The organism is Micromonospora gifhornensis, from assembly GCF_016863515.1.
Lineage (GTDB): Bacteria > Actinomycetota > Actinomycetes > Mycobacteriales > Micromonosporaceae > Micromonospora > Micromonospora gifhornensis.
Map to the genome: position 1 here is coordinate 1 of NZ_BOPA01000074.1, position 15,053 is coordinate 15,053.

General features: G+C 68.1%; 15 protein-coding genes. 6 read left to right on the forward strand and 9 right to left on the reverse strand.

Annotated elements, in window-relative coordinates; all coding sequences use genetic code 11:
- Positions 1–213: 213 nt before the first annotated feature.
- Both Vgi01_RS29645 and Vgi01_RS29650 read left to right on the forward strand, forming a co-directional pair.
- Complete coding sequence (locus Vgi01_RS29645) at positions 214–933, forward strand: COG4315 family predicted lipoprotein (RefSeq protein ID WP_204293264.1); 720 nt, start codon at positions 214–216, stop codon at positions 931–933.
- 17 nt (positions 934–950) lie between these two features.
- A complete protein-coding gene (locus tag Vgi01_RS29650; RefSeq protein WP_204293265.1) occupies positions 951–1,373 on the forward strand; it encodes a DUF4333 domain-containing protein in 423 nt (140 codons plus the stop codon).
- 84 nt (positions 1,374–1,457) lie between these two features.
- On the opposite strand, the gene Vgi01_RS29655 is transcribed toward Vgi01_RS29650, so the two are convergent.
- Entirely contained in the window at positions 1,458–1,850 is a 393-nt protein-coding gene (locus Vgi01_RS29655) for a nuclear transport factor 2 family protein (protein ID WP_204293266.1), read from the reverse strand.
- A 135-nt stretch (positions 1,851–1,985) separates the two neighbouring features.
- Here Vgi01_RS29655 and Vgi01_RS29660 point away from each other — a divergent pair, with 135 nt between their 5' ends.
- A complete protein-coding gene (locus tag Vgi01_RS29660; RefSeq protein WP_204293267.1) occupies positions 1,986–2,774 on the forward strand; it encodes a helix-turn-helix transcriptional regulator in 789 nt (262 codons plus the stop codon).
- Positions 2,775–2,785: 11 nt separating this feature from the next.
- On the opposite strand, the gene Vgi01_RS29665 is transcribed toward Vgi01_RS29660, so the two are convergent.
- The 7 genes from Vgi01_RS29665 to Vgi01_RS29695 form a co-directional block, all read right to left on the reverse strand.
- Positions 2,786–3,274: a MarR family transcriptional regulator gene (locus Vgi01_RS29665; RefSeq protein ID WP_239089246.1), complete on the reverse strand. Its 489-nt coding sequence runs from the start codon at positions 3,272–3,274 to the stop codon at positions 2,786–2,788.
- An 8-nt stretch (positions 3,275–3,282) separates the two neighbouring features.
- Positions 3,283–4,530, reverse strand: a complete 1,248-nt coding sequence (locus Vgi01_RS29670) for an FAD-dependent oxidoreductase (protein WP_204293269.1) — start codon at positions 4,528–4,530, stop codon at positions 3,283–3,285.
- Positions 4,531–4,763: 233 nt separating this feature from the next.
- Positions 4,764–6,089: a TIGR04013 family B12-binding domain/radical SAM domain-containing protein gene (locus Vgi01_RS29675; protein WP_204293270.1), complete on the reverse strand. Its 1,326-nt coding sequence runs from the start codon at positions 6,087–6,089 to the stop codon at positions 4,764–4,766.
- Positions 6,090–6,172: 83 nt separating this feature from the next.
- Positions 6,173–7,174 (reverse strand): sugar phosphate isomerase/epimerase family protein, encoded by a 1,002-nt coding sequence (locus tag Vgi01_RS29680; RefSeq protein ID WP_204293271.1) that lies wholly within the window; start codon positions 7,172–7,174, stop codon positions 6,173–6,175.
- Positions 7,175–7,253: 79 nt separating this feature from the next.
- Entirely contained in the window at positions 7,254–9,365 is a 2,112-nt protein-coding gene (locus Vgi01_RS29685) for a PQQ-dependent sugar dehydrogenase (RefSeq protein WP_239089247.1), read from the reverse strand.
- 326 nt (positions 9,366–9,691) lie between these two features.
- Positions 9,692–9,940 (reverse strand): hypothetical protein, encoded by a 249-nt coding sequence (locus Vgi01_RS29690; RefSeq protein ID WP_204293272.1) that lies wholly within the window; start codon positions 9,938–9,940, stop codon positions 9,692–9,694.
- 272 nt (positions 9,941–10,212) lie between these two features.
- Positions 10,213–10,767 carry a DUF4352 domain-containing protein gene (locus Vgi01_RS29695; protein WP_204293273.1) on the reverse strand — a complete coding sequence of 185 codons (555 nt, stop codon included), beginning with the start codon at positions 10,765–10,767 and terminating at the stop codon, positions 10,213–10,215.
- Between the two features lie 105 nt (positions 10,768–10,872).
- On the opposite strand from Vgi01_RS29695, the gene Vgi01_RS29700 reads away from it, so the two are divergent.
- The gene (locus Vgi01_RS29700) at positions 10,873–12,759 is read left to right on the forward strand and encodes an N-6 DNA methylase (RefSeq protein WP_239089248.1); all 1,887 of its coding nucleotides are present in this window, start codon (positions 10,873–10,875) and stop codon (positions 12,757–12,759) included.
- A 227-nt stretch (positions 12,760–12,986) separates the two neighbouring features.
- Here the strand turns inward: Vgi01_RS29700 and Vgi01_RS29705 are convergent, their stop codons facing one another.
- Complete coding sequence (locus Vgi01_RS29705) at positions 12,987–13,151, reverse strand: hypothetical protein (RefSeq protein ID WP_204293275.1); 165 nt, start codon at positions 13,149–13,151, stop codon at positions 12,987–12,989.
- Between the two features lie 135 nt (positions 13,152–13,286).
- Between Vgi01_RS29705 and Vgi01_RS29710 the strand changes: the two genes are divergently transcribed.
- The gene (locus Vgi01_RS29710; protein WP_204293276.1) at positions 13,287–13,886 is read left to right on the forward strand and encodes a hypothetical protein; all 600 of its coding nucleotides are present in this window, start codon (positions 13,287–13,289) and stop codon (positions 13,884–13,886) included.
- Positions 13,879–14,979, forward strand: a complete 1,101-nt coding sequence (locus Vgi01_RS29715) for a DUF262 domain-containing protein (RefSeq protein ID WP_204293277.1) — start codon at positions 13,879–13,881, stop codon at positions 14,977–14,979. Before Vgi01_RS29710 ends, Vgi01_RS29715 begins: the two co-directional genes overlap by 8 nt.
- The last annotated feature ends 74 nt before the right edge of the window (positions 14,980–15,053 follow it).

Genomic DNA, 15,053 nt, shown 5'->3' on the forward strand with positions numbered 1-15,053 from the left:
TCGTGTGGTCGATCTCGCCGGCTCCGTGGCGGTCCCTCCTGGCCGCCCCTTCACCGTTGCCGCCTCCCACACGGACGGTGGCCCGAAACGGTTCAGTTGCCGGGCCGGCTTCGTGGACACGGTCCCGGTGAACCACTTCGCCGCCCGCGCCGTGTGAGTGCCGGATCGCGCGTACCGGCACGGTCCTCCCCGAACACGAGGTGGAGCAGAGAGATGCTGTTGCACAGCCGGATCGCGCGGACCGCGATCGCACTGGCCGGCGTGGCGGTCCTGGCCGCCTGTGGTGAGAAGGCGACCGGGCCCGCCACGCCTGCCACGGTGGCGGCCCCCACGGCAGCGGCCCCCACGGTGGTGCCGGCCACGCCGGGCCCGACCGCCGAGGCCGACACGTCGCCGGAGGTGATCGCCGCTCCGGCGACCCCGACTGCGGCGCCGACGGTGGCGAAAACCCAGGGTCGCGTACGGATCTACAGCGGCCCGTCCGATGTCCCGCTCTCACCCGAGCCCGGCACCGGGCGCGGCGACACCCTCATCCAGTTGACCGCTACCGCCTCCGCCGACATAGGCACGTACGTCGCCGACGGGCAGGGGCGGACGCTGTACCGGTTCGACAAGGACACCGCGAAGCCGTCGAAGTCCACCTGCAACGGGGACTGCGCGAAGACATGGCCGCCGCTGCTCGTCGCGGGACCGGGGCGGATCTACCCGAGTGGAATCGACCCGCAGTTGGTCGGGTACGTGGAGCGGGCCGACGGCACCTGCCAGGTGACCATCGGCGGCTGGCCCGTCTACCTGTACGCCAAGGACACCGCGCCCGGCGACCGCAACGGTCAGGGGGTCGGCGGCACCTGGTTCGCGATCAGCCCGACCGGTGACCGCAGCACGTCTGAGCCCGAGGTGGTCACCGCGCCCACCACGGCCACCGCCGGATGAGCCCGAAGGACACGACGATGACCAACTCCTACGGCGCCCCTGCGACTCCCGCCCCTGGCTGGGCACCGGCACCGCCGGCACAGTGGGGACCGGCCTCGACCGGGCCGAACGAGCGTCGACGGCGCATCCCCCCGAAGCTCGCCGTCGCCGTGGCCGGATCGGCCGTGGTCGTGGTGGCGCTGGTGGTCGTACTCGCACTGGTCTGGCCCGGACTCCTGCACACGAAGGTCTTCGACACGGCAGCCGTGCAGCAGGGGGTGCTGTCGGTGCTGCGCGACGACTACCGACTCGACGCGGACCTCGTCGCCTGCCCTCCCGACCAGCCGGTCACGGTGGGTAGCAGGTTCTCCTGCTCGGCGCAGATCGCCGGCGTACCGACGACGATCACCGTCACGGTGCTGTCCACCGACGGACGGTTCGAGGTCGCCCGCCCACAGTGACCACGACGGTACGCCGAGGCCCCAGTGGGGGCCGGCTCACCCGGGCCCCCGATGCGGTGCAGCCCATCCCGGGTGAGCCGGACGTCAGTGCGCGGCGTGCGGATCGAAGCCCTCCGGCGCGCGGTCCAGGAACGTGGTGACCGAGCTGATCCGCCCGTCCCTGTCGAACACCAGCACGTCGGTGCCGGCGGCGAACGACCGACCGCCGTCGAGCTCGATCTCCCACATCAGCCGGGCCCGGTCGTGGTGGATCTGCGGCGCCGCGCGCCGCTGGAACACGGCGGCACCCACATGCTGGATGAACTGCCCGCGAAAGTCGATGAGCGCCTGCGCTCCGGTGAGCACGCCGACCAGCGCGTGGTAGCTGACCTCCGCCGTGAAGGTGTCCGCCGCCAGCCGACGCTGCTCCTCAGGCTGCCCGGTGTTCCAGAACCGGACGTACCGCTCGACAGTGTCCTCGTACGCTTCGGACGTCATGGGGTCGTTCCTCTCCCGGTCGGCAGGTCGGGTGCGGCGAGCGCCGCGTAACCACCGTGCGCCGACGGCCCGCAGCATGTCGATTACCTGCGAGGTCATTGCCGCCCGACGGTGACCTGCGCGAGGCTGTGGTCCATGACCAGGAGCGAGCCGGTGGGAGTGCTGATCCGGCGCTGGCGTGAGCGGCGCGGCCGCTCACAACTCGACCTGTCGTCGTCGACCGAGGTGTCCACGCGCCACCTGAGCTTCGTCGAGACCGGCCGGGCCACCCCGAGCCGGGCGATGATCGAGCGGCTCTGCGACGAACTCGACGTGCCGCTGCGCGAACGCAACACCCTGTACCTGGCCGCCGGCTTCGCGCCGGTGCACCCGGAGAGGGCGTACGTCGACCTCGGCGCGGCCCGGGCCGCCGTGGCGGCGGTGCTCGCCGGCCACGAACCGAACCCCGCGCTCGCCGTCAACGTGCGCTGGGAACTGCTGGCCGCCAACAACGCCATGGCCGCGTTCCTGGCCGGTGTCCCGGAATTCCTGCGTACGCCACCGGTCAACGTGCTGCGCGCCACCCTGCACCCGGACGGGCTGTCCGGGCGGATCCGAAACCTGGCCCAGTGGCGCACCCACGTGCTGCGACGCGTACGCCGCCAACTCGACCGCACCGCCGCGGAGGGCCTGGCCGAACTGCTGACCGAACTGGAAAGCTATCCGGCCCCGACGGCCGCGCACGTCAACAGTGGGCCGGGGGAGGACCTGGTGATCCCGCTGCAACTGTCCACCGAGTACGGAGAGTTGACCTTGTGTTACGCGACGACGGTGTTCGGCGCACCACGTGATGTCACACTCGACGAGATCTCCATCGAGACGTTCTTCCCGGTCGACGCCGCCACGGCGCAACTGCTACGCGCCATGGCCTCGGCCACCCCTTGACCTGCCGATGCTCACGCGACGCCTGCCTCGGGTAGACCGTTGCGGAGGCGGTCCAACTCGGCGAGGTACATCGCCTGCATGCGGTCGTAGTGTCGGGCCAGCAGCATGACCTCATCGACGTTGTAGCCCTCGATGAGTTGCTTCGCCCGCTTGGCGAACCCCTCGTACGGTCGCTCCAGTTCGGCGGCCCGTTCCGGCCGCAGGGTCACGATCACCCGCCGCCGGTCCGCCGGATCGCGTTCGGCCCTGACGTAGCCCGCCTGCTGGAGTCGGCGGAGCATGCTGGTCACCGCTCCGGTGGTGAGGTTGGTGCGTTCGGCGATCTGCCCGGCCGTGGCCGATTCAACGTCGGCCAGGTAGTCCAGGCACTCCAGGTCGCTGACGGTGAGGCCCAGTTGTTCCGCGATGGCGTACCGGAACACCATGGACAGCCGTGACATCTCCCGGCCGGCGCGCATGAGGTCGGCGATCGCGGACGCACGGGCGGGCTCGTGGGACATGCCCGCAATCATGCCTCCGGCACGGTGACCCGGTGCAGCCGAGGTAACACGCGGGTGAGCACCCAGTGCGGTGCGGCCGCGCCTCCGGTGAGGCGGCGCATCAGAGCGGCGGCGGTGTCGACGGCGCGGAAGGCGTACGGCACCATCTCGTCCTGGTAGCGGGCGATGGCCCGCTCCACCGGGGTGCCGCTCGCGCGGGCCTCGACAAGCCTGCGGCCGAGCAGGGCGGCGTCGCGTAGCGCGGTGTTGCCTCCGTGCGCGCCGAACGGCGGCATGACGTGCACGGCGTCGCCCATCATCGTCGCCCGGGGCAGCGCCCACCGGTGCGGGCGTTGGCCGGTGGCGAAGAGGTTGAGCACCATGGTGTCCAGTTCGGCATTGTCGACAAGCCGCCGCACGAGCGGGTGGAATTCCGTACTCATGTCGGTGGCCAGGTCCTGCAGTGCCAGCAGGTTCCGGCGGATGGCGGTGGGCACCTCTTCCTGCCGCAGCAGCAGCCCCCACATGACGTAGTCGTCGCCGGTGGGTGCGTAGCTGCCCGGGGCCAGTCGCGCGAACGCCTCGCGTGGGTTCTCGCCGAACCGCATCGAGGTGAAGAAGAAGGCGCGGCCTGGCCGGTCGTCGATGGCCAGGACCCCGCTGGTACGCAGCGCGTCCGGGATGATGCTCTCGCCGTTTCGCCGCAACGGCGTCCGGCCGTAGATGCCGGCCATCGGGGTGTTCGCCGGTGCCGCGTCCGGCATGATCTGGGCGCGCAGCGCGGAGCCGACGCCGTCCGCGCCCACGATGACGCTCGCCGGCACGGACCCGCCGTCGGAGAAGACCAGCCGCAGTCGTGCCGGGTCGCTGCTGTCCACCCCGGTGGCGGCCTTGCCGTAATGGATGCGTCCGTCCAGCCCGGACTGCAGGATCGACCGCAGGGTCAGCCGGTCGACCTGGCGGGTTGCGTGTGTCTTGTCCTTGAAGGTGATGGTGAAGGCGTCGCGTAGCCGCCGGTCGGTGAAGCGCAGCTGCCCGCCGGGTTCGTCGCCGGTGGCCAGCGCCAGGTGGTACAGCGGGCGGGGCAGGCTCGTACGCAGTGCCTCCAGCCCGTACTGGTCGAGAATGATCCGGTAGCCCTGCTGCCTGACGAAGGGGCCCGGGTCCCGCTCGTAGACGTGCACGTCGATGCCGGCGCGCATCAGGTACTGGGCGAGGCAGAGGCCGGAGAGGCCGGCACCGGCGATCGCCACCGAGAGATCAGTCGATGTGTCCATGCGGTTATCTTAATGACTAAGATAACTTTGCCAAGGCTGGTAGCGATGACGCGGAACGTCCAGGTAGGTGCCCGTGCCACCGCCCACATACGCCGTGTTCGGCCAGTCTCCCGGGAGCGGCTAATCGTGCTCCAGGGCCCCACGACAGCAGTAGCAATCGTGAAGGTGCTGCGGCAGGGTCGGGAGAGCCTGCCGCTTGCCGAAGCGCGGGAACGCGTAGATGAGCAGGCCGCCTACGGGGCTTCGGTCCTCGGGAGCTGCGGCAGGATGGTGCGGCTGCGTCCGGGGCGGGGGTACGCCTCGGCGGCGGCCGCGAGGCGGGTCGCGTGTTCGCGTTGCTTCTGCCAGTGTCCGTAGAGTGCGCCGCGTTGGGAGAGGCGGTCGACCTGCCGGATGGTCTCGGGGTCCACATCGCCGGGCGGGGCGTCGCGCCACGGGGTGCCGGGCAGTGGCATGAAGGTGTGGGCGTGGATGCGGGCGCCGACCTCGGCGAGTTCACCGGCCAGGCGGAGGGAGTCGGCGACGTCCTGCTCGCTCTCGCCCGGCATGCCGAAGATCATGTCGACGTTGATCCGGAAGCCTTCTTCGATGCCGAGGCGGGCGGCCCGTTTGACCTCCTCGACGCCGTGGCCGCGTTTCGCGGCGTCGAGAACCCGGTCCGAGCCGGACTGGGCGCCGACGATGATGTTGTTGTTCGCGCAGTACTTCCTGACCAGCCGCAGCGCCGCCCGGCTGACATGCTCGGGTCGGATCTCGCTGGGGAAGGAGCCGAAGAAGACCCGCCCGTTCGGCCCGATGCCCTCCTTGCAACTGGCCAGCAGTTCCTCGACCGCGTCGAGGTTCGGTTCCTCGGTCTGGCTGCCGTAGCTCAACGCGGTCGGCGTGATGAACCGGACGTCGCGCAGCCCACGGGCCCGCATCCGGTCGACGTGCCACCGCACGTTCGCCACGCTGCGGTGCCGGAACTTCGCCGAGAACATGAACGGGGTCTGGCAGAAGCGGCACGAGAAGACACAGCCTCGGGTGATCTCCAGGGCGTTGAAACGGTCCCACCGCAGCGAGAAGCCCCGGAAGTCGTCGAGCGGTCGCCGCAGGGGTCGGCCCGTACGCACCACGGCACCGGTGTCGTCGCGGTACACCAGCCCGGTGATGCCGGCCGGGTCACCGACGGCGTCGACGAGGTGCAGCAGCGTCGTCTCGCCCTCGCCGACCGCCGCGATGTCCCACCCGGCGTCGAGGGTCTGCACCGGCTCGGCGGTCGCGTGCACGCCGCCGGCGACGTGGGTCACGTTCGGGGCGTCGGCCAGGGCCCGGATCTCAGCCAGCTCCCGGGCCAGGGCGTGCGCGTCGGGGGAGTAGAACGACCACAACACCAGCACCCGGGTCGCGGTGGTGGCGGCGTCGCGGATGTGCGCGGCGGTCGTCTCCGGGGTGTCGCCGAAACGCACCTCGTACCGGGTGGAGGTCTGGTGGGTCTCCAGCGCGCCGAGCAGGACGTGCAGCCCGTACGTCACCGCCTTGCGGTAGCGCAGCACCAGCACCAGCTCGGCAGCTTCCATGGCGGCGATTGTGTCAGGGGTGTCGGCCGTGATGTCGACGGGCACCGGGCCGACCGTGCGCCCCGGTGCCCGTCAGCGTCCGGTCAGTACCGCAGCTTGCGCAGGTAGCGGTAGCCGACCTCGGCGGTCTGCTGGGGCGTCACGTCGGGGGTGTCGTTCTCGACGATGTACTCCTGCACGGCGTGGCCTCGGAAGATCCGCGCGAAGTCGATCATCCCGGTGCCCAGGTCGGCCATGTCTCCGTCGGCGGCGTGCCGGTCCTTCACGTGGTACTGCAGGACCTGCTGCGGCGCGCGACGGATCACGTCGAGCGTGAAGCCCTCCGGGTCGGCCGCGCCGGTACCGGACTCGATGCCGCCGGTGACCGCCCAGTAGATGTCGATCTCCAGGTGGACGAGTTTGGGGTCGAGCTCCGCGGTCAGGATGTCCCAGGGCGTACGCCCACCGCCGAGGTCGATGGTGAACTCGTGCGCGTGGTTGTGGTACCCGTACCGCAGACCTGCCTTGCGTGCCGCGGCGGCCTCGACGTTCATCTGTTCCGCCCAGCGCTTCCACTCGTCGGCGCTCTCGGAGTAGAGGTACGGCACCACCAGGTACTTCTGGCCCAGGGTGACCGCGTCCTGGATCTTCTGCCGCAGTGCGGCGGCGTCGGCGCTGATCCCGTCGTGGCTGGAGCTGGCCTTGATACCGATGCTGTCGAGGAACCGGCGCAGCTGACCGGCGCTACGACCGAAGTAGCCGAGTGCCAGCTCCACCTTCGGATAGCCGATGCGGGCGAGGTGCTTGAGGGTGGCGTCGTAGCCCGGCGAGCCGTTCAGCGCGTCGCGTACCGTCCACAGCTGGATGCTGATCAGACCCGGCGGCACGTGGTGTCGCCCGGCGTGACCGTGACCCGGACCGTGACCGGGCCCGTGGCCGTGACCCGGACCGTGACCGTGGCCGGGACCGGCGGTCGCGGCGGTCGCACCGATTCCGGACGCGACCAGCCCCACACCGGCGGCGGCTGCCAACGAGCCGCGCAACAGGCCCCGCCGGTCGATGACGGACCGCCGCAGCGCGGCCTCGCCGTCGTACCCGTAACACATGTGGCACTCCTCTCGTGGTGCGTGGACCCGGGCCGAGGTCCCGGCCGACCGGTGTCGACCAGGGACCTCGATCGGGGGTTTACTGGGTGGGGACCAGGACGACCTCGGTCGTGCCGGTCAGCGGCGGTAGGCCCTCATCACCCGGATCGGTGTACGACGCGACGAACACCGCGGACAGGTTGTCGGTCGCCGGATCGTGCCCGGAGGGCACCGTGGTGGTGATCGTGCCGGTGCAGCCGTTGGCCGTGGTGATCGGGTGGCCGTGGTCGTCGTGACCCAGGATGTACGTCACGCTGACCCGGGCGCAGTCCACCGGCTGGTCGTCGGTGACCCGCACCTCGAACTGCACCACGTCACCGAAGGTGAACGGCTGCCCGACGACCGGACTGACCAGCTCCACCACCGGCGTGGCGTTGCCGACCACGACCCGCACGGAGGCCGACGCCGACCGTCCCTTCTGGTCGGTGACCTTCAGCGTCGCCTCGTAGCTGCCGTTGCGGCGGTACGTGAACGTCGGGTTCGCCTCCCGGGAGTCGACCTTGTCGTCGTCGTCGAGGTACCACTCGTACCGGAGTCGGTCGCCGTCCGGGTCGGCGGTGCCCGCGCTGGAGAACTCCACGGTCAGCGGCGCGAGCCCGGCGGTCTGGGTGGCCGACACCTGCGGCACCGGGCTGTGGTTGCCGTCCCAGCCGATGTGGTCGACGCGGGCCAACTGGGCGTCCGGGTTCTCGCTGAAGTAGCCGTCACCGTATTCGAGCACGTAGAGCGCGCCGTCCGGGCCGAACTCCAGATCCATCGGGTTGTCGAAGACCACCGACGGCAGCACCGACTCGATCCCGCGCAGCTCGCCGCGCCGATCCAGCTCGAAGGCCTTCACGTAGTCGCGGGTCCACTCGTAGAACAGCGGCTTGCCGTCGTAGTACGCAGGCCAGCCGGACGGGTTGCGGCCGCGGGTGGTGGAGCGGTCGAACCGGTACGCCGGACCGGCCATCGGACCGATGCCGCCGGTACCCAGCTCCGGGAACTGCGGGGACAGGCCGAAGTCGTACCAGACCTGCGGCTGCTGCACCGGCGGAAGGTTACGCAGACCGGTGTTGTGCGGCGAGTCGTTCACCGGTGCGGCGCAGTTGAACGGCGCCCCCGGCTGGTCGGTGGCGAAGTCGTAGTCGAGGTACGGCTGGTCCGGCGTGATGCAGTACGGCCACCCATGGTTGCCGGGCTCGCGGGCGGCGAGCCACTTGCCCTGCCCCGCCGGTCCCCGATCCGGGTTGGGCTGACGGGCGTCCGGCGAGTAGTCACCGACGAACAGCGTGTCCGACGTACGGTCCAGCTCGATGCGGAACGGGTTGCGCAGCCCCATCAGGTAGATCTCGGGACGGGTGTTCGGCGTCCCCTTCTTGAACAGGTTGCCCTTCGGGACGGTGTAGCCGCCCTTGGCACCCACCTTGATCCGCAGGATCTTGCCACGCAGGTCGTTGGTGTTGGCCGAGCTGCGCTGCGCGTCGTACGCCGGATGACGGCCGGGACGCTCGTCGATCGGCGCGTACCCGCCGGACTCGAACGGGTTGCTGTCGTCACCGGTGGACAGGTACAGGTTGCCCTTGCCGTCGAAGACGATGTCCCCGCCCACGTGGCAACAGATGCCCCGGTCGACCGGCACATCGATGATCTGCTGCTCGGAGCGCAGATCCAGCTTGTCCTTGACGAGGCGGAACCGGGACAGCCGGATCACCCCGCGGAAGGGCGCGAAGTCCTCCTCGGTGCCCCAGGCCGGCGCATCGCCCTCGTTGACGTCCGGAGTGGACGGATCGTCGACCGGGGTGTCCATCGGGGGCGAGTAGTACAGGTAGACCCAGTTGTTGCCGCCCTTACCGAAGCCCGGGTCGATCGCGACGTTCTGCAGACCCTCCTCGTCGTGCTGGTACACGTCAAGGGTGGCGGCGATCGTGTTGCGGCCGGTGGCGGGGTTGTGCAACCAGACCTGACCGGCGCGGGTCACGTGCAGCACCCGGCGGTCGGGGAGCACGGCGAGATCCATCGGCTCGCCCGGTCGGTCGTTGAGGGTGACTTTCTGGAAGGCCGATTCCGGCGGAGCGCTGGTGGGCGCCGGTGCGGCCATCGTCGGGGTCGGCGTCGCGGTGAGCGCGATGGCGGTCAGACCGGCCACAGCGAGCGTGAGTCGTCTCTTCAACTGCCTCTCCTTCGGTGAGGGACTGGTCGGGCAGGTCGTAGACGTGAGGGCTGGTTCCTCCTTGTGGGATGGGCAGCACGGAACCGCCCGTCGGCACCCGCCTTCGCGGTGCGCTGGGCGCGTTCTGGTGGACGGGATGGCAGATGTGGTCGGATGGGTGTCGCGGCCGAGGAGCCCCTCGACAAATCGGTTTACCTCGACGTAACAACTCGCCTGAAGCTAACAAAGCGGATGTCGATATGTCTATGACTTTCGCCGGACATCGTGGAACTTTCCGCCAGAGCAGCGAAAGGCATGTCCGTGCCGGAGGAACGACGTCCCGGTCGTCAGCGCTGCGCCGCCCGCAGGTGTCGGATCAGGATGTCCACCGGGATGCCCAGCACGCCGGCCAGCAGGATCATCGGCTCCGGATAACCCCGCGCGTTCAACTCCTCGTAGATCGCCAGCAGGCCGCGCAGTCGGACCTCGGCATCCTCGGGCCGGTACGGCAGCTCGGCAAGTCGCGCCTGCACGTACCGGCGTGCCTGGTCCGCGTCCATGCCGGGGACCTCGTCGTCGTACGACTGCGGTGACATGGCGTGCCCCCGAGTCAGCCGACGACCAGGCGGGAACCCGCCCGGGCGGGCCGGCGGCCGGGTCCGGCCCAGCCGCCTCCCGCGCCTCCGCCTACGGTGCCACGCTGACGAACGATGATCAGATGCGATTCCATCGGTGCTCCTTCCGGTGCTGTGGACAGGACGAGGCAGTACGGGACGCGCATGAGGTGCGGGGTGGGTGGTGTGGGGGGGCGGGGACGAGCAGGGGAGTGCCCGCCCCGGGTGCGATGTGCCTCAGCGAGAGGGCGGGTTCACTTCAGGGCGACGGTGACGCCGCCGGAGAACATCGAGTCGTGCAGCTCGAGCTTGGTGAGCTTCACGCCCCTGGGGATGTCGAAGACGACGACACCGGTGACCTGGTTGCCGGGGTTGATGTCGTTGAGGAAGGTCTCGGCGTTCTCGTTGGCGTAGAGCGCCGCCCCGCCGTCGGCGGAGTACTCGGTACCGTCGGCCGCGTACGCCTTCTGGCTGCTGCCGTCGAACATCTGCGATTCCTTGCCGATGTTCTTGACCTTGAGCGTGACCAGGCAGAACTGCCCCTGCGCCTTCGCGCCGAACATGTCGCTGCCGACCTTGCGTACGCCGCACTTGGTGGACTTGACGGTGAACTCGAACTTGCCGTCGCGGGCCGGGTCGCCGATCTTCGCCACCTTCTCAGCCTTCTCAGCCTTCTCGGCCTTCTTGTCGTCGCCCTCGGCGGCGACAGCGCCGCCGCCGGCGTCGCCGGCCTCGTCGGTGGCTCCGGCACCGCAGCCCAAGCCGACCAGAGCGGTGGCGAGCAGAGCGATCAGCGTGGTCTTGCGCATCGTTGTCCTCCTGATGTGAACGTGGCGGCGTCAATAAGAGCATCATCTGTGAACCGTGTCAACGGACATGATGCTTGACAGGTGTGACACGCTACGGAGGTGCAGGTGAACCCGAGCATCACCGCGGCAGAGATCGCCCGCCTCGCCGGAGTCGGACGGGCCGCCGTCAGCAACTGGCGCAAACGACACGCCGACTTCCCCGCCCCGGTCGGCGGGACGGCGACCAGCCCCGAGTTCGACCTGATCCAGGTCGAACAATGGCTCCGCGCCCAAGGCAAGCTCGCCGACCAGTCCACCGCCGACCGGCTGTGGCGACGCCTCGCCCCGGCCGGCGAATCCCCGGCCGCCGCCCTGGCCGCCGTCGGCACCGTCCTGCTGGCCCGACAACGCGGCCAACGCCCCCGCACCCTCGCGCCGTACCTGAAACCACTGCTGCCCGACCTCGACGCCCTCGCCGACGAACACGGCCCCCAGGGTGCCTTCGACGAGCTGTGGCAACGCTTCAGCGCACCCGGCCCCACCCGGACCTTCGCCACCCCCGACGACCTCGCCGACCTGATGGTCGCCCTGGCCGAGGTCGGCGGCGGCACCGTCCTCGACCCCACCACCGGCTCCGGAGCCCTGCTGCGCGCCGCCGTCCGCGCCGGCTGCACCACCGCCTACGGCCAGGAACTCGACGAGGACCTGGCCCGCCTCGCCGAACTCTGGCTCGCGCTGCGCGAGGTGCCCGGGGAGGTGCACGTCGGCGACTCGCTACGCGCCGACGCCTTCGCCGGGCACACCTTCGACACCGTGCTCTGCCACCCACCCTTCGGCGCCACCAACTGGGGCGACGAAGAACTCGGCCACGACCCGCGCTGGATCGTCGGCACCACCCCGCGTACCGAACCCGAGTTGGCCTGGGCCCAACACGCCCTAGCCCACCTGCGCACCGGCGGACACGCCGTACTGCTGATGCCACCCACGGTCGCCAGCCGCCGCGCCGGCCGCCGTATCCGCGCCGAACTGCTGCGCCGCGGCGCCCTGCGCGCCGTCATCGCCCTACCCCCCGGAGTGGCCGCGCCGCACGGCGTACCGCTGCATCTGTGGGTGCTGCGACGCCCCGCACCGGACGCGCCACCACCGGCGCGGACCCTGCTTGTCGACGCCGCCGACGGTGACCTGGCCGCGACCGCGCCCCGGATCCTCGCCGCCTGGCGAACCTTCCACACCGACCCCGAGGCCGAGGAACCCGGCTTCGCCCGCGCGGTACCCGTCATCGAACTGCTCGACGAGGAAGTCGACCTCACCCCCGCCCGTCGCCAACCCGCCGTCGAGGGCAGGACCGCAGAGCATCTGGTACGCACCAGAGACCGCCTCGCCGCCCTCGTCGGCGACCTGCCGGCGCTGATGCCGCAGGTCACCCCCGCGCCCCAGGGGCCGGAGGGGGAGTTCCTGACGGTGGCGGAACTGGTCCGCTCCGGAGCCCTGCAGCTGATCGGCCCGATCCGCGCGGCCTCGACCGAAACAGCCGAACCGCCCGGGGAACGGCTGCCGGTGCTGACCGTGTCGGACGTGCTCGCCGGTGACCCCCCCTCCGGCCACGACGACGGCGGGCTGGGCCAACAGATCCGGCTGGCCGTCGGTGACGTGGTGGTGCCGATGGTGGCCCGGCAGCTCACCGCCCGGGTGGTGACCGCCGAAGGGGCACTGCTGGGCCGCAACCTGTACCTGCTGCGACCCAACCCGGCGGCCCTGGACCCGTGGTTCCTGGCCGGTCAGCTACGCACCACGACCAACGAGAGACAGGCGTCGAGCCTGTCCGGCACCCTGCGCTTCGACATCCGGCGGGCTCAGGTACGCCGACTGTCGTTGGAGGAGCAACGGGTACAGGGGGAGGCCTTCCGCCGGCTGAACGCCTTCGAGTCAGCGATCCGACAGGCCGCGACCCTCGGCGCGGAACTCGTCCAACTCGCCGCCGACGGCCTGGCGCGGGGAACGATCAGGTCCTGACCACTCCACGCTAACCCTTACCGCACCTCACCACCGGTTCTCGACCCCGCAGCGCGGGGGAGGGCCGACCGATTTCGGCCGCGAATCATGGTTCATTGTGGTGTTTCTCCTCGCCGAGGGGCCGATGGCCCTCGATAGCAAGGCGTTGTACGGTCATGCGTCCGTGCGCCCCGAAGCATGCCAACGCGTCGGGCACCGACCATTGTGGAGGGCAGACGAATGGCAGCTCAGAAGTTCGGCGGATACACGCTGGTGGAGCTGCCGGTCAATAACTTGAGTACGTCGAGGGCTGCAGCCCGGCCCGCATCGGCGACCTGGTCTCCCGTCGCCTGCCACCCCTCCGCCAAGGACAGCACCGACCTGTCCGAGTTGATGGACCTGTTGTTCAGCATGGTCAACGAGGGCACTGCCTGTGCAACGGCACCGAGGTCGAGGACACCACCACTGACGGGAAAGGGCTGCGCTTCGCGCCGAGGTCTGTGCAGCGCGCCTCAAGGAGTGTTCGGCTCGACTTTTCTGGGGAGAGCATGAACGAAATTTCAGGTCTGCCCGAATTCTGGGAAGAGTTTTGTTCTCTAGGGCAGGAAGTCGACTACTTTGTGACCGCCCGGCTGTTCGACGGAACGCCCGCGGCTTGGCCCCACGAACTCAACTACATCAAATGGCGGCATCTGGTTGCAACTGAACTTGGTGTTGACCCGATGGCGGTCCAGCTAGTTGGAAGCGCTCGTTTGGGCTATTCGCTGAATCCGAAGAAGAACTTCAGGAGGTTCCAAGAATCCTCGGACTTGGATATCGCGATTATATCACCGGAGCTGTTCGATCAGGCGTGGGGTGAGCTCCGGGAGATGATCGAGGATGAGATCTTTGCCACCAAGAAAAACTATCTCCGGAAGCTGGTTTTCGAAGAATGCATCGCCCTCGACGTCGTTCTGCCTAGGCTCACCTTCGGTGAGCGGTGGTCACGGTCGAGAGACAGCTTCATTCAGAGCCTCGGGGAGAGCTTCATCAACTGCGAAGTCAATTATCGACTGTACCGCAACCATAAGTCCCTCAGAAATTATCAGGTCAAGAGTGTGAGCATCGCGCGGGATCGTGCGATCGAGGAGGGCGTGCACCATGGCTGATCACGGGCTCAAGTTCGAGATTGAATCTAAAACTGTCGCGGAGTTTCGGTCACTGGACAAATCCGGCGATTTGGTCCTCCAGCCTGATTACCAGCGCAAGGTCGTTTGGCCCGAGCGCGCCAAGGTGTCCTTGATGGAGACCATCCTTCTCGGATATCCGATCCCGGAGATCTACCTTGCCTACGAGACCTCGCCGGATGGGGAACAAAAGGCTTCCGTTGTTGACGGTCAACAACGCCTGACCTCTCTGCTTGGGTTCATAAACAACAAGTTCCCATTGAATGGGCTAGAGGACGATGAACTGAAGGAGAAGTTCGAGGGGTTGTACTTCAAGGAGCTTCCCGACGAGATTCGTCAGGAGTTTTTTCAGTATCGGTTCCCGATTCGGCGGCTATCAAACCTTGCCGATAAGTTCGTACGCGCAGTTTTCGCTCGCGTCAACAGGGTAAACATGGTCCTTACGGATCAAGAGATACGAAATGCTCTACTGCCCGGCCCCTTTAACGAATTCCTTAAGGATTGTGCGGAGCATCCGATAAATAAGGTTTCCGGAGTTTTCAGCGGAGCGCGTCGCGATCGAGGTGGTGACCTGGAGTTCTATGCAGAGATCTTCGGCACCTGCATCTTCGGGCTGTCCAACAAGAAGGCTGGGCTCGACGAACGCTATGACAAAATTTCCGAAGATTTCGAAGATTACCAGGATCGAGCAACCGAGTTCCTTGCATTGCTCACGTTTCTTACCGAAAATATCAAGTGGGCTGGCCGAACTAGATGGTCAAACATCGTCGATATGTTCACGCTAGTTCATGTCTCTTGGGGTCTGCGCAATGAATTCAGCAATCTCGACTCGCAGCGGAAGGAACAAATCCGGGATCTGCTAGACCTATTTCAGCGCGCAGTTTCGGCTAGGAAGCGAAAGGGTGAAAACGGGGAGAGTGTCAGCCTTTCATCAATGCTGGGGATGGTGACCGAAGAAGTCGATAAGACCATCGAAGGGTATATGTCGGGTATCCGTAATTCGTCCGATTTGGGATCGCGCCGAGTTCGTTCCCAGAGCCTGAGACTCTTAATCGCGAGGAAGCTAGAGGGTTGACCGAGAATTCGCTCCGCCATGTAGTCGGTGTGGATCGGTAAACTGCCATGATCGACGGGTGTCGGTCGCTAAGA

Excerpts from the sequence above, each read along its gene's own strand:
- Vgi01_RS29715 (WP_204293277.1), top strand. The coding sequence starts at position 13,879 with ATGGCTGATCACGGGCTCAAGTTCGAGATTGAATCTAAAACTGTCGCG.
- Vgi01_RS29705 (WP_204293275.1), bottom strand. The coding sequence starts at position 13,151 with ATGCTGAACAACAGGTCCATCAACTCGGACAGGTCGGTGCTGTCCTTG.
- Vgi01_RS29690 (WP_204293272.1), bottom strand. The coding sequence starts at position 9,940 with ATGTCACCGCAGTCGTACGACGACGAGGTCCCCGGCATGGACGCGGAC.
- Vgi01_RS29710 (WP_204293276.1), top strand. The coding sequence starts at position 13,287 with ATGAACGAAATTTCAGGTCTGCCCGAATTCTGGGAAGAGTTTTGTTCT.
- Vgi01_RS29675 (WP_204293270.1), bottom strand. The coding sequence starts at position 6,089 with ATGGAAGCTGCCGAGCTGGTGCTGGTGCTGCGCTACCGCAAGGCGGTG.
- Vgi01_RS29650 (WP_204293265.1), top strand. The coding sequence starts at position 951 with ATGACCAACTCCTACGGCGCCCCTGCGACTCCCGCCCCTGGCTGGGCA.
- Vgi01_RS29680 (WP_204293271.1), bottom strand. The coding sequence starts at position 7,174 with ATGTGTTACGGGTACGACGGCGAGGCCGCGCTGCGGCGGTCCGTCATC.
- Vgi01_RS29660 (WP_204293267.1), top strand. The coding sequence starts at position 1,986 with ATGACCAGGAGCGAGCCGGTGGGAGTGCTGATCCGGCGCTGGCGTGAG.
- Vgi01_RS29665 (WP_239089246.1), bottom strand. The coding sequence starts at position 3,274 with ATGTCCCACGAGCCCGCCCGTGCGTCCGCGATCGCCGACCTCATGCGC.
- Vgi01_RS29655 (WP_204293266.1), bottom strand. The coding sequence starts at position 1,850 with ATGACGTCCGAAGCGTACGAGGACACTGTCGAGCGGTACGTCCGGTTC.
- Vgi01_RS29695 (WP_204293273.1), bottom strand. The coding sequence starts at position 10,767 with ATGCGCAAGACCACGCTGATCGCTCTGCTCGCCACCGCTCTGGTCGGC.
- Vgi01_RS29670 (WP_204293269.1), bottom strand. The coding sequence starts at position 4,530 with ATGGACACATCGACTGATCTCTCGGTGGCGATCGCCGGTGCCGGCCTC.
- Vgi01_RS29645 (WP_204293264.1), top strand. The coding sequence starts at position 214 with ATGCTGTTGCACAGCCGGATCGCGCGGACCGCGATCGCACTGGCCGGC.